Genomic DNA, 12,554 nt, shown 5'->3' on the forward strand with positions numbered 1-12,554 from the left:
CGGGCGTACAGAGCGGGCGGGGCAGGCCATCTGCCTCGCCCGCTCTTCTATGACGAGGTGCCGTCCAGCAACCGTCGCACCTGCTGCGGATCCGCTGTGGGCAGGCTGCACTCGTAACCGCGGCACACGGTTGCCGTGCCGGTCTGCGGCTGACCGGCAGCACTTCCGGGGGCCTGTCGACTGAGCACGGTCGTCGCGGGGTGGCGGGCGCCGATGCTCAGCAGGTGAGGGTCGTCGCTTTCAACTCGGACGGCGTTGAGCAGCCCTTCTGCCGTTACCTGCAGCCAGCCGGCGGCCCGCGGTGCGCGGTACATGATGTCCGATGCCGCAAGCACCAGACGCTGTGCCGTCTGCAGCCACTGCGGACCATCAGCTGTTTCATCCAGCAGCCCCAAGCACAGGGCCGCGTGGGCGGCCGCCGCCACACCGGACGGCTCAGTGTCATCAAACGCGCTCATCCCACCCGTGGTCAGCAGGGGATCGTGTTCGTAGTCCCGCACGGCGCCCGTGAGGAAGCGCTCGCTGAGCTCGGTGAGAAGCTCCTGAGCCACGCTGGTTTTGCCCAGTTCCGCCGCAGCTCCGGCCAGCTGCGCCCAGTCGCTGAGCCCTGCCTTACCCGGGCCGGGCTCACCCTGAAAAGCCGAGCGGGCCAAGCCGCTGTCTGTGCGCAAAGCTGCAGCAGCGGCAAATGCTTCTTCAGCGGCGCTAAGCCATTCGGGCTCGACAAAAACAGCTGAAGCAAATGCAAAAGCCGATGCTGTCATAGCGGTGTGCGCCGTGATGAGCTTGTCATCACGCAAAGGGGCGAAGCGGTCTTCGCGCGCTCGCAGCAGGCGTTCGCGGGCAGTCAGCGCTGTCTCTGTCAGCCATGGTTCCGGCCTGCTGCCACCGCTGTTGTCACCAACCGCGCCGTCTGATCCCTCAGCCCAGTGTTCAATTCCCGGAGCGTGGAGCACAAATCCCAGCTCCTCCGACAGAACAGGTGCGTATGGAGATCCGGTGAGCTCCACCTCGTGATCTTCCATATAGTAGGCGCCCTCGGCCGGCTGCCCGTGCGCATCGAGAGAATCGGCGTCAAGCGCAGTGGCAAAGCCGCCGGAATCCAGGCGCATGTCCCGCAGCAAGAACTCGGCGGTGTCATAGGCCTCGCGGCGGGCCAGCCGAGCCCAGCGAGAACCGGGCTCCAGCGACTCTTCCAGCCCAAACCACGCGGCGGCCGCCCGCAGGTACAGCGCGTTGTCGTACAGCATCTTCTCGAAGTGCGGCACCGACCAGTGCGGGTCCACGCAGTAGCGGAAAATCCCGCCGGCAACATGGTCGCGCAGACCGCGCGAAGCCATCGACAAGAACGTGCGGCGAATGAACTTCAGCCGTTCCGGACCACGGTGGTGGCTCTTGATGAGAGCCATGAGCGACATGAGCGGCGGGAACTTCTGTGCGGAGCCAAAACCTCCGTTTGTGGCATCGGCTTCGTCCATGAGCGCCCAGTGCTGGGCGCCCAGAATGTCGGCGGATACCGCGTCGGCGAAGGAGCGGTCGAGGTGCCGCTGGTCGGTCTGCGCGGCTGAGTCAGCAGGGCAGGCCTGCCCCGGTGCCCCGGTCTGTGCAGCTTGCGCTTGAGTCTGCGCGGATTCTGGGCCAGCCGCCAGCTGTTCAAGAGTCGATCGCATCTTCGCCGTGATGTCCGCAACCTGCGCTCGCCGCTCCTGCCACGTGTTGGCAACAGCCTGCAGGACCATGGAAAACGACGGCTGACCCATGTGCGGCTGCGGTGGGAAATAGGTGCCCAGGAAGAACGGCACCCCGTCGGCATCGGCAAATGCCGTCAAGGGCCAGCCACCGTGACCGCGCATGGCCTGCAGCGCGTTCATGTACTGCTCGTCGACGGCGGGGAGTTCCTCACGATCGACCTTGACCGCAACGAAGTGTTCGTTGATCTGCGCTGCGATTGCCGGGTCACTGAAGGACTCTCGCGCCATGACGTGACACCAGTGACAGGTGGAGTAGCCGATCGACACCATGACCGGCACATCGCGCCGTTTGGCCTCGGCAAACGCCTCCGGGCCCCACGGGTACCAGTCGACCGGCTGTTCGGCGTGGGCACGTAGGTACGGCGAGGTCGCCCCAGCCAAACGGCTGGTGTGTCCGGCACTTCCAGCCTCAGTCATCCGCCAGTCCTCACCCAAGGTGCGCTGCGGCGACCTTGACGAGGGCTTCGACATCCTCAACCGCCGCCATTTCCCTGGCAGAGTGCATGGACAGAAGCGGGATTCCCGCGTCAACGACCGTCATGCCCAGGCGGGTGGCCGTCAGCGGGCCGATGGTCGAACCGCACGGCATGGCGTTGTTCGATACGAACGGCTGGTACTGCACACCGGCCTCGTCGCACAGGCGGGCCCATTCGGCGGTCCCCACAGCATCCGTTGCATAGCGCTGTACGGCGTTGAGTTTCAGCAGCAGCCCTTCACCGAGGGTCGGCCGCACCTGTGGGTCGTGGCGCTCTGGATAGTTCGGGTGGACGGCGTGGCCGGCGTCAGCGGAGATGCAGATGGAGCCCGCTATAGCCTTCAGGTGTGCTTCCCTGTCAGCTCCCACGCTGATGGACACTCGCTCCAAAATGTCTGCGAGCATTGGGCCCGATGCGCCCGTGCGGGTTTCTGAGCCGACTTCTTCGTGGTCGTTGGAAATGAAGACCGACACGGCTGTCAGGTTCTTCGTGTCGAGTTCTTCCATTGCCCGCAGGCCGGCGAACGTGGAGGACAGGTTGTCCATGCGGGAGCACGCCAGCAGCTCCTGGGCTGCTCCGAACAGGGCGGCTTCCTGCACGGGTGCGGTGATGACATCGTGGCCGACTACCTGATCAGCGGATACACCGGCGGATTCGGCCAGCAGCGCGAGGACGTCGCCGCCGCACACCTCAAGGCCGACAACCGGCACGGTGTGCTGCTGGCGGTCGAGTTTGAGGCCTTCGTTGACCTGCCGGTCCAGGTGGATGGCCAGCTGGGGGATGCGGGCGATGCCCGGCGTGCGGGCAAGCACGGTCGTGCCGTCGCGCAGCGCCAGTCTGCCGGCAAAGCACAGTTCGCGGTCAAGCCACGAATTGAGCAGCACTCCGCCGTACACTTCAACGCCCACCTGGGTGAAACCGGCCGCGGTGTGTGCCCCTCCCGGCTTGAGCTTGAAGCCGGGGGAGTCGGTGTGGGCACCGAAAACCCGGTAGCGCAGAGCATCAGCGGAAACATCAGCCGGCAGGGCAAATGCGGCCACGGCGCCTTCGCGAACCAGTACGTAGCGGCCGCCGGGAACCAGGTTCCACGTCTGCGCTTCATCAAGCAGCTCGTAGCCTGCAGCCTGCAGCCGGCGGGAGGCTTCGTCGGCTGCGTGGTAGGACGACGGCGAAGCCGCGGCATACTCGCCGAGTTCCAGCGCGGTCTTCTGCGCTGGGGTCAATGACGCTTGGGTCAACTGGGCGGCGGCCTGCGCCGAGGAATTCTGCGCGGCTGTCTTTTCAGCGGCGGTGGACATGCGCTCCTCCTGAGCTTGTCGTCACAGCGCTGGACTCAGAGCCGCCTGTTAGCCTTGCACGGTGTTCTCTGGTCTAGCGCGGCTGGTGGGCTGGGGGTTCTTCCCCCTGGCGATACTGGCAAAACTACCGTATGCCATGTCGGTTGTAGCCGTCATGACATCTGTCGTGGGCGTACGCGGTTCCTACACGCAGGCCGGTGTGGCCTCTGCTCTCGTGGGCCTGGCCACCGCTTTTTCCGGCCCGTTCTTCGGCTGGTTTGCCGACCGCTTCGGTCAGCGGGGCCTGCTTCTGTGCCTTGCGATCACAAATGCGGCTTCACTGTGGGGTCTGGGTTGGGCACTGCGGGCTGACGCCCCCACGTGGGTCATCTACGCCGCTGCCTTCGCAATCGGCGCCACGAGTCCGCAGGCGGCGTCCATGGTCCGCTCCCGCTGGCTTGAGGCCATCCGCGGCTCCTATTCCGGCACCCAAGCCGAGAAGGCCACCTCGGTCGTTCTGCCCTATGAATCGTTCACCGACGAGGCTGTTTTTGTCGCCGGACCGATCATCGTGGGTGCCATTGCGGTGGCCTTCGGCATTGTTGTGCCGCTTGATGTTGCAGCGCTGACCACTCTCATCGGCATCAGCGGCTTTGCACTGCACCCGTCTTCGCGCTTTGTGCGCGGCCACGTTCGGAACCTGATGGAGCAGTCCACAGCTGACGAGGCGGAGAAATCTCCCGCTGTTGCTCCGGCTTCCGAGATCTTCCGGCTGTCTGTTCTGCTGCCGCCGGCCGGTATGGCCTGCATCGGCATGTTCTTCGGTTCGACGCTTGCCAGCCTCACCAGCTTCCTGGAGCAGTTCGACAAGGCGGCTGCCGCGGGCATGTATTACGCCGTCATGGGTGTGGGATCGGCGCTGTGTGCTTTTGCCGTTGTGCTTCTGCCTCGTGGCTTCACCTTCGCGGCCCGCTGGATGGTGTTTGCCGCGGTGGCATTCACAGGAACCCTCCTGTTTACGGTGCTGCCGGTCTTCCCCGCGGTTCTCGTGGGCCTGGTTCTGTGCGGTGTGGGCATCGGCCCGACGCTCGTGACGCTGTTCTCGATTGCCGCGGAGGTCGCCCCTGTGGGCCGTGTGACAACCGTGATGGCCATGATGACCACGGGCGTTGTCGTCGGCCAGGCACTCATCAGTGCGATCGTCGGCTCTCTCATCGACGCCTACGGCACTTCGGCGGGCTTCCTTGCAACCTCGAGTGCCTGCGCTGCGCTCTTTGCGCTCAGCTGCCTCAATATGTACCGTCGTCGGATTGATGTTTCGGCGGCTTCGCTTCGGGCGTAGAACCCTGTTCTCGTGCAGCCATCGACGCTATTGTTGATCCTGGTCCGTGCAGAACTGCTCAACAGAAGGTGATCAGTGGAACAGTACAGAGCAGATTGGGAGGAGTGGCACGACTCCCGAATCGCCGGTCTGGCGACCCCGAACGGGTGGCTCTCGCTCACGGGCCTCATCTGGTTGGCCGAAGGTGATGAGCGAACAATCCGTGAGATTCCCGGGACGTTCACCCGCAGCAGCGAATGGCTGCACTTCGACCCCGAACCGGGCAGCTCGGCAGGTCCTACGGCCTCAGCTCTTGACGTCATGGAAGACGACATCACCTTCCCGCGGGCCGAGCGCGTGCAGGTCGTGCGCAGCGTCGACACCGGCCGGCTGTCCGTCTGGCTGCCGCAGGGCGCTTCGCTCATGTGGCTGACCGACGGGCCCGTTGTCATCGAAGCTCTCAACCGCGACGGCTACATGGGTCTGCGGATCCGCGATTCCCGTTCGAAGCTGCTGAGCAGCTTCATCGACATTCCCGCCTTTGAACTCGATCGGAGCTTCGCAGCTCAGGGCCAGTTCACCCCGTACGCCCAGCCGGAGCTGCGGCGGATCGACACGGCGGCTCCCGGCCTGCAGATCAACACCTATGTTGTGGGCACCGTCGAATTCGATCTGCACGGAACCACGCACACGCTGCTGGCCACGGGCCACCCCGAAACCGGGCTCCACCTGGACTTCTACGACGGCACCAACGGAGGCACCACCTCGCAGTGGCGTCGCCTGTCGATCGGCACCCCCGATTCCTCGGGCCGTGTCATCGTCGACTTCAACCGCGCCGTCAACTACCCCATGGCCTTCACCCCGTTCGCCACGTGCCCCGCACCCGTACCCGAGAACCGGATCAGCGAACCGATCACGGCCGGCGAACAGGCACCTCGGCAGACCCTGAGCGAAAACGGTCTGCGCACCCCGATCGTCATCGTTGAGACCAGCGGCGACCTCTTCTTCGGCCGCACGCTCGACCAGCTGGCCGAAGGCGGAATCCACTGCGATTTCGTGCGCTTGCACGAAGGCGAACAGCTGCCGAGCCTCATCGGCTATCAGGGCGTCATCATCTTCGGCTTTGCCGACGGTGACGACGAACAGCGGTGGACGGTCTCACGCGACGATGTCATCGGGTTCCTCGATGACGCCATGAGCTCGCACATTCCAACCATTGCCGTCGGTGATGCCTGCCGACTGCTGGAGGTGGCCGCCGGAGCGCAGATTGACGGGGGAGATCTCCCTGTTCCGCAGTCGCTCGTGTCGGAAGTCGATTCGGTGGAAGTCAGCCTCAGCGACGACGTTGCCGAAGACGCGCTGTTCCGCAACATGGTCACCAGCCCCAACGCCCCGCTGGGCCGGCTGCGCGCCAGCACGGAAGGCGAAGACGAATCGCTCATCCGCTCGTGGAACGACCTGGTCAACCGCTTCATCCGTATGCTCCACACTGAGCGCAGCTGAACGGGCCCGGTCCAGTAAACAGCCGAGGTGCCGTCCCGGTTCCAGCCGGGCGGCACCTCGTGTGTTTGTTACTGGGAAGCGTCAGTCGTCTTCCGGTTCGTCGACGATGGAGCCGTCGATGGCCGAAACATAGACGTCGACCGAATCAGTCTTGCCCTCGGGGTAGATCTCAACACTCCAGGTGGGCTCTCCGTCGGTGTCAAGGTCAGCCTCATCAATGGTGCCGGCCTGCTCGTCGATGGCCTTCTTCAGAGCGTCTTTCAGCGAAGTCTTCGCCTTCTTCAGGGCGTCGACGTCTTTCTTATCGGCCTGGTCGTCGTCCTTTTCCTTCTTGACGATTTCGGTGCCTTCGGCATTGATCTCAACTTCGTGTTCTTCCGAGCCCTTGAGAACAGTCAGTTCCCAGGTCTTTTCGTCGTCGAAGTCGATCTCAATCGCCTTGCCGCCGATTTCCTTTTCCGCCAGGTCGATCGCAGCCTGAGCGGCTTCCAGGCTGCCGCCCTTTTCGTTTGCCGCGGCGTCATCACCGCCCGCGTCGTCTGCTGATTCGGTGTCCTCAGCCTGCGTGGTCGGCTGGGCATCTTCGATCTGCGGTTCTTCTTCAGAGTTTCCACAGCCGGCCAAAGCGAGAGCGCCGGCAGCAGCGGATGCGGCAAGGAGGGTTGAAAGCTTAGTCATGAGGAATGCACTGTCCTTTCGTTGTGTGCGTGCACTAAGTCAGTGCCTTCAGTGTGGGGGTCAACCCGCGTACGGCTGACCCGTCAGAGGACGTCGCCGGAGCGGTGGTGGATGTAGATGTCCTTCGGCTTGTCAGCGCCATCCTGTTTGATGCTGACCTTCCAGCTGAGTTGGCCGTCCTTTGTGTCCGGGCCGACTTCAACGACTTCGCCGCGTGTGTTGCGGGTTGCCGACTGGATGGCCTGGTCGACTGTCTGACGCATGAGCGAATACTCGTTCGTGGCACCTGACGGCGGGTTTTCGGCCTTGTCCTTGGCCGTCACTTCCGCACCGTCAGCGCTGACGTGAACCGGTGTGTTCTTCCCGCCGTCGTAGACGGTCACGTCGTAGACCGTCACCAGCCAGCCGTCGTCTTCTTTCTTCAGGCCGACGGCCTGACCGCTGTCGCTCACTTCCGCAACAGCGGTGAGAACTGCAGTACGTGCAGCTTCGGATGACTTGGCGGAGTCCTGCCCGCCGCCGACCGTGGCGATGCCGCCGGCCGGCTCTTCAGAGGCAGAAGCTTCTTCCTGGGTTGCGGGTGCTTCGCTCGGAGCATCCTCCTTGACGGCGCAGCCGCTGAGAGCGAGTGCGAGCGAGCCGCCGATGACGGCGGCAGTGCGGAACGAGGGCAGGCGAACCGAGGACAGCAGGGGGTTCTTCTTCATAGTCTTCACGTTAAAAGCGGGTCCTTAGAGTTTCTTCAGTGCTGGTGAAGCGCATCACCAGATGGTGACGCGGTCTTCCGGGGCCAAGTACATGCCGTCGCCGGGCTTGGTGCCGAAGGTTTCGGAGAAGGCATCCATGTTCTTGACCACCTGGTTGCAGCGGAACTCCTCCGGAGAGTGGGGGTCGATCGCCAGGCGGCGCTTGCGCTCTTCTTCGCGGAACTTGGAGCGCCACGCGGCGGCCCACTGGCAGAAGAACGCTTCGCGGTTAGCTTGGCTCAGCGGCTGTCCGCTGTGCTCTGCCGCCAGCTGCAGGGCCTTCCAGCTGATGCCCAAACCGCCGAGGTCGCCGATGTTCTCGCCGATCGTCAGTTCGCCGTTGACGGTGCTTCCGTCCGTGACTTCCCACGGTGACAGCGCGGAGTACTGGTCGATGAGTTTGCGGGTGCGCTCTTCAAAGCCCGCCCGGTCTTCGTCTGTCCACCAGTTGACCAGGTTTCCGTCACCGTCGTAGCGGGACCCCTGGTCGTCGAAGCCGTGGCCGATTTCGTGGCCGATGACAGCCCCAATAGCGCCGTAGTTGGCGGCATCTGAAGCCTCAGCGTCGAACATGGGCGACTGCAGGATGGCAGCGGGGAACACGATTTCGTTGAGCACGGGGTGGAAGTAGGCGTTGACCGTCTGCGGGGTCATGAACCATTCCGTGCGGTCAACCGGGCCGCCGATGCGGTCCAGCTGCCTGCGGTGTTCAGCCTGCGCGGATCGGCGGATGTTGCCCACGAGGTCATCAGGGGTCACGGTGAAGCTGTACTCGCGCCACACATCGGGGTAGCCGACCTTGACGGAGAACTTCGACAGCTTCTCCAGGGCGCGGGTCTTCGTGGTCTCTGTCATCCAGTCGAGGTTCCGGATGGAGTTTTCGTAGGCCTTCAGCAGGTTGTCGACGAGTTCCGTGATGGCCTGCTTTGAGGCCGGTGGGAAGTGCTTCTGCACGTAGAGTTTGCCCACCAGTTCGCCCAGGTGACCTTCAACGGTGCTGATCCCGCGCTTCCACCTTTCGCGCAGTTCGGGAGTGCCGGACAGGGTCCGGCCGAAGAAGCCGAAGTCCTCTTCGACGATGTCAGAACTCAGGTAGCCCGCGTAGCGGCTGAGAACACCGAACAGCAGCCACGCCTTGAGGGTGGGAAGCTCGGTGCTGTTCCACAGCCCGGCTGCTCCGGTGACGAAGTCGGGCTCGCGCACGATGAACTGCTCCGGCTCCGGGTTGATGCCGAGGGCTTCAAGCCACGAGTCGAGGTCGAACCCGGCAGCGAGTTCGCGCAGCTGTTCGGGCGTGGTCGGGTTGTAGGTGGCTTCGGCATCGCGCGTGCGGACGTTGTCCCAGTGGTGTTCGGCAACTGCGGTTTCGAAGTCGAAGACGGTGCGGGCGAAATCAGCGTCCGACAGGCCAGAGTATTCACTCAGCCCGCCCAGGCGGGACATTGCCTCGAGGTGGACGAGGAAGGCTTCGCGGATCGGCGCCGATTCTTCCGTCCGGTAGTAGGACTCGTCCGGCAGGCTGAGGCCGGACTGTTCGAAGTACAGCGCGTAACGGTCGGAGTTCTTGGCGTCTGCGGACACGAAACCGGCCAGCAGACCGCCCACACCCTCCTGTTCCAGCCGGCCCATGACGGCGGCGAGCTCTTCCTTGCTGCCGGCGTCGGCAATCGCCTGGAACTGTCCGCGCAGTGGGCTGACACCCAGCTGTTCGATTGTGTCGACGTCCATGAACGATGCGTAGAGGTCCGCCGGCATCTGGGTGTCCGGGTCGGCATCCGAATCGGCCTGCTGCAGGTTGGTGATGATGGTGCGGACGTTCTCTTCGGCCGCGTCGAACAGTCCGCGCATGGCTCCGTCGCCGGCGCGGTCGTCGGGAATCACGTGGTCCTCCAGCCACGCGCCGTTGACGCGGCGGAACAGGTCGTCCCGGAAAGTTGCGGAAGGGTCTCCGTAGGGCAGTTCAGCTGAAGTCATGGCATCCACGCTACCCGGGCGGGGCCGGTATCGCTGACAGGCTCTGCCGGGTGAACGTCGATGTGCCATCGTAGTGACTATGAAGCCCTTCCGCATTGCCTTTGTGTGCACCGGCAACATCTGCCGCTCCGCTATGGCCGAAATGATGCTCAAACACGAACTGGCCAGCCAGGGCCGGACCGATATCGAGGTCGAATCATTCGGCATCAGCGACGAAGAGGTCGGCAATCCCATCGACTATCGGGCGCGTGCTGAACTGGAAAAGAACGAGGTGCCTGTCACCGAGCACAGTCCCCGCCAGCTGCGGGCAGAGCACCTGGCTGATATCGATCTGGCAATCGCCATGACGTCGCGTCACGTAGCGGGCATCCGCCGTTTGGAGAAGCAGGCAGGTGGACATGTGCCGATGGTGCGCATGCTCCACCAGTTTGACGAGGGTGCGAATCCGAATGAAGACCCTGAAGCAGCGGCGGTCGCCGATGTCGCTGATCCCTGGTACGGAACAGCTGACGATTTCATAACGACTTACCGAGAGCTCGCTGACGCACAGCCGGGGATCATCACCGCGGTAGACGCCATAAGGGACAATTGAGGGCACGAACCTCGCCCGCACACCGACTGGAGAAGTACTGATGACTACCCGTTCTTCGCTTTCCCGGCTTCTTGCAGCCGCGCTTTTCGCCTGCTTGGCTCTGGCGTTCAGTTCGGTGCCCGCACAGGCGCACGACCAGCTCATCGGCTCGAATCCCAAGCAGGGTGCCAAGCTGGACAAACAGCCCGAGTGGATCGAACTGAACTATTCGGGTGAAATCCAGGACATCGGCACGGAAATCCGCGTCGAGCGAGACGGTGAAGACTACTCCGCTGGCGAAATCACAGTGGAGGGCCGCACCGTCAAGTCGGCTCTGCCGGACGATCTCAAGCCTGGCGACTACACGATTGCCTGGAGGGTTGTAAGCCAGGACGGACACCCCATTTCCGGCACGGTTGAATTCACCATCCTTGACTCCGCCGGCAGCGGCGGCGAAGTGGAAGGTGCTGGCGACGACGAAGCCGCGGACGGGGCAGCAGACAAGGCCGAAGGCGACCAGCAGTCAAACGCCTCGGATCAGGAAAAGGCCAGCGAGGAAGGCGCCGGAGTTTCGCCGGTTGTGCTGGTTCTCCTGGCAGTTGCCGGCCTCGGTGCGCTCGCCGCGGTCATCATGATGTTCACCCGCAAGAAGAACATCACCGAAGACAACTGAGGACTGCCGCAGCCAGATCACCCGCAACGGCTGTGAGCACGGGCCCCGGATCGGACATCGCCTGTTCGACCGGGGCCTTGTCTGTCAGCTGAAACAGCCCTGCCAGGCCTTCACGCGGAACATCAGAGTCAGCAGAACCGCAGACCACAAAAACCGGAAGGTCGGCCCTGTGGGCGCGGTCTATGACAACAGCGGGGCCTTTTCCGCTGAGTGTCTGCACATCAAAGCGGCCCTCACCGGTGATGACGACATCAGCTTCAGCCAGCGCCTTATCAAAGCCCGTGAGGTCCAGAACAAGATCGGCTCCGGACTCCATGTGCGCGCCGAGCACGAGCGCTGCGAAGCCCATGCCGCCGGCGGCTCCGGCACCGGCCAGTCCGGCAGTGTCCTGAGCTTTGAGCAGCCGGGCGAATTCGGCCAGTTGAGCATCGAGTTCTTCGACAGTCTGTTCGTCTGCACCTTTCTGCGGTCCGAACACGGCGGCGGCACCCCGCGGTCCGGTGAGCGGATTGTCGACATCGCACGCCACCGTGAGCTCAATGCCGTCCAGAAGCTGCAGCGGGCCCGACATATCAACTTCAGCCGCACGCCCCAGCGCTCCACGCGGATCGTCAACCCGCTGGCCGTGAGCGTCGAAGACCACAGCACCAAGTCCCATGAGCATCCCGAGCCCACCGTCGGTAGTGGCAGAACCGCCCAGTCCCAGCACGATCGAGCGTGCCCCGGCTTTGACCGCGTGGGCAATGAGCTCGCCGGTGCCCACGCTCGTGGCAGCCCGTGCGCTGGCCGGATCGACGGAACCTCCCTGCCTCTGCAGCAATGCCAAGCCGCTCGCTTCGGCCATTTCGATGATCGCCTGCCCACCCCGCAGTGCCCACCGGGCAGTCACGGTGCCGTCCAGCGGCCCGGTGACCGGCGCCTCGTGAAGTGAGAAGCCGGCGGCGCGTGCCGCCTCGAGCGTGCCATCGCCCCCGTCAGCCAAGGGAGTCGCATCGACCCTGATGCCGGCCCCCTCGAGGGCGGGGCGCAGGTGGTCCGTCACCTGGGCCGCGGTGAGGGTGCCCTTGAACTTATCGACAGCGATGAGAGCGCGCATGGCCTCAGCATGGCACAAAAATCCGGTACGAGGTGCCGCTCACCACAGTGCGGAACTTCCAGAATTTCGGACAGGCGGGTGGGCGGGGAATGTGGCGCGACCGGCCGAGTGCCCCTAGGGTTGGCATGTGACTACTAATACGCACACACCTCAGAAAAGCTTTCTCGTTACCTGGTTGCTTGCCTGGTTCCTCGGATCCCTGGGCATCGACCGCTTCTACCTTGGAAAGATCGGCACCGGCGTGCTCAAGCTCATCACGCTGGGCGGCTTCGGCATTTGGTCGATCATCGACCTCATCATCTACCTGGTCGGCGCAGGCCGCGATAAGAGCGGCCAGCCGCTGGAAGGCTACGAACAGCACAAGAAGCTGGCATGGATTGTGACCGTTGTCCTGTTTGTGCTGGGTATCGGCTTCAGCGGCTGCAGCGTGACCAACCTCGGTGACCTGCAGTCGGACGCCATGGCGCTCGGCCTCTGATCTTAAAGCT

At 63.8% G+C, this 12,554-nt stretch carries 11 protein-coding genes; 5 read left to right on the top strand and 6 right to left on the bottom strand.

The features are described 5' to 3' along the window. Nucleotides 1–47: 47 nt before the first annotated feature. A complete protein-coding gene (locus tag HMPREF3172_RS05175; RefSeq protein ID WP_070515947.1) occupies nucleotides 48–2,168 on the bottom strand; it encodes a thioredoxin domain-containing protein in 2,121 nt (706 codons plus the stop codon). A 10-nt stretch (nucleotides 2,169–2,178) separates the two neighbouring features. After that, entirely contained in the window at nucleotides 2,179–3,525 is a 1,347-nt protein-coding gene (locus HMPREF3172_RS05180; protein WP_256173214.1) for a M18 family aminopeptidase, read from the bottom strand. A gap of 136 nt (nucleotides 3,526–3,661) precedes the next feature. On the opposite strand from HMPREF3172_RS05180, the gene HMPREF3172_RS05185 reads away from it, so the two are divergent. Next, on the top strand, nucleotides 3,662–4,846 hold the full coding sequence (locus HMPREF3172_RS05185) for an MFS transporter (RefSeq protein ID WP_256173215.1): 1,185 nt from the start codon (nucleotides 3,662–3,664) through the stop codon (nucleotides 4,844–4,846). Between the two features lie 75 nt (nucleotides 4,847–4,921). Next, nucleotides 4,922–6,328 (top strand): DUF1684 domain-containing protein, encoded by a 1,407-nt coding sequence (locus HMPREF3172_RS05190; RefSeq protein ID WP_070515951.1) that lies wholly within the window; start codon nucleotides 4,922–4,924, stop codon nucleotides 6,326–6,328. Between the two features lie 81 nt (nucleotides 6,329–6,409). Here HMPREF3172_RS05190 and HMPREF3172_RS05195 read toward each other — a convergent pair whose 3' ends face one another. The 3 genes from HMPREF3172_RS05195 to HMPREF3172_RS05205 all read right to left on the bottom strand — a co-directional run bounded on the left by HMPREF3172_RS05195 (nucleotide 6,410) and on the right by HMPREF3172_RS05205 (nucleotide 9,726). Beyond that, nucleotides 6,410–7,006 carry a PepSY domain-containing protein gene (locus HMPREF3172_RS05195; protein WP_070515953.1) on the bottom strand — a complete coding sequence of 199 codons (597 nt, stop codon included), beginning with the start codon at nucleotides 7,004–7,006 and terminating at the stop codon, nucleotides 6,410–6,412. 83 nt (nucleotides 7,007–7,089) lie between these two features. After that, entirely contained in the window at nucleotides 7,090–7,713 is a 624-nt protein-coding gene (locus HMPREF3172_RS05200; protein ID WP_070515957.1) for a PepSY domain-containing protein, read from the bottom strand. 54 nt (nucleotides 7,714–7,767) lie between these two features. Further along, nucleotides 7,768–9,726, bottom strand: a complete 1,959-nt coding sequence (locus HMPREF3172_RS05205; protein ID WP_070515961.1) for a M13 family metallopeptidase — start codon at nucleotides 9,724–9,726, stop codon at nucleotides 7,768–7,770. A gap of 79 nt (nucleotides 9,727–9,805) precedes the next feature. On the opposite strand from HMPREF3172_RS05205, the gene HMPREF3172_RS05210 reads away from it, so the two are divergent. Then, nucleotides 9,806–10,318 (top strand): low molecular weight protein-tyrosine-phosphatase, encoded by a 513-nt coding sequence (locus HMPREF3172_RS05210; RefSeq protein WP_070515963.1) that lies wholly within the window; start codon nucleotides 9,806–9,808, stop codon nucleotides 10,316–10,318. Nucleotides 10,319–10,358: 40 nt separating this feature from the next. Continuing rightward, on the top strand, nucleotides 10,359–10,970 hold the full coding sequence (locus HMPREF3172_RS05215) for a copper resistance CopC family protein (RefSeq protein ID WP_070515966.1): 612 nt from the start codon (nucleotides 10,359–10,361) through the stop codon (nucleotides 10,968–10,970). On the opposite strand, the gene HMPREF3172_RS05220 is transcribed toward HMPREF3172_RS05215, so the two are convergent. After that, nucleotides 10,954–12,066: a glycerate kinase gene (locus HMPREF3172_RS05220; protein WP_070515967.1), complete on the bottom strand. Its 1,113-nt coding sequence runs from the start codon at nucleotides 12,064–12,066 to the stop codon at nucleotides 10,954–10,956. The two genes, HMPREF3172_RS05215 and HMPREF3172_RS05220, sit on opposite strands and share 17 nt — an antisense overlap. A 127-nt stretch (nucleotides 12,067–12,193) precedes the next feature. Here HMPREF3172_RS05220 and HMPREF3172_RS05225 point away from each other — a divergent pair, with 127 nt between their 5' ends. Next, nucleotides 12,194–12,544, top strand: a complete 351-nt coding sequence (locus tag HMPREF3172_RS05225; RefSeq protein WP_070515969.1) for a TM2 domain-containing protein — start codon at nucleotides 12,194–12,196, stop codon at nucleotides 12,542–12,544. The last annotated feature ends 10 nt before the right edge of the window (nucleotides 12,545–12,554 follow it).

It is taken from the genome of Brevibacterium sp. HMSC08F02 (assembly GCF_001807555.1).
GTDB lineage: Bacteria > Actinomycetota > Actinomycetes > Actinomycetales > Brevibacteriaceae > Brevibacterium > Brevibacterium ravenspurgense.

Excerpts from the sequence above, each read along its gene's own strand:
- HMPREF3172_RS05175 (WP_070515947.1), bottom strand. The coding sequence starts at position 2,168 with ATGACTGAGGCTGGAAGTGCCGGACACACCAGCCGTTTGGCTGGGGCG.
- HMPREF3172_RS05180 (WP_256173214.1), bottom strand. The coding sequence starts at position 3,525 with ATGTCCACCGCCGCTGAAAAGACAGCCGCGCAGAATTCCTCGGCGCAG.
- HMPREF3172_RS05185 (WP_256173215.1), top strand. The coding sequence starts at position 3,662 with ATGTCGGTTGTAGCCGTCATGACATCTGTCGTGGGCGTACGCGGTTCC.
- HMPREF3172_RS05195 (WP_070515953.1), bottom strand. The coding sequence starts at position 7,006 with ATGACTAAGCTTTCAACCCTCCTTGCCGCATCCGCTGCTGCCGGCGCT.
- HMPREF3172_RS05200 (WP_070515957.1), bottom strand. The coding sequence starts at position 7,713 with ATGAAGAAGAACCCCCTGCTGTCCTCGGTTCGCCTGCCCTCGTTCCGC.
- HMPREF3172_RS05205 (WP_070515961.1), bottom strand. The coding sequence starts at position 9,726 with ATGACTTCAGCTGAACTGCCCTACGGAGACCCTTCCGCAACTTTCCGG.
- HMPREF3172_RS05210 (WP_070515963.1), top strand. The coding sequence starts at position 9,806 with ATGAAGCCCTTCCGCATTGCCTTTGTGTGCACCGGCAACATCTGCCGC.
- HMPREF3172_RS05215 (WP_070515966.1), top strand. The coding sequence starts at position 10,359 with ATGACTACCCGTTCTTCGCTTTCCCGGCTTCTTGCAGCCGCGCTTTTC.
- HMPREF3172_RS05220 (WP_070515967.1), bottom strand. The coding sequence starts at position 12,066 with ATGCGCGCTCTCATCGCTGTCGATAAGTTCAAGGGCACCCTCACCGCG.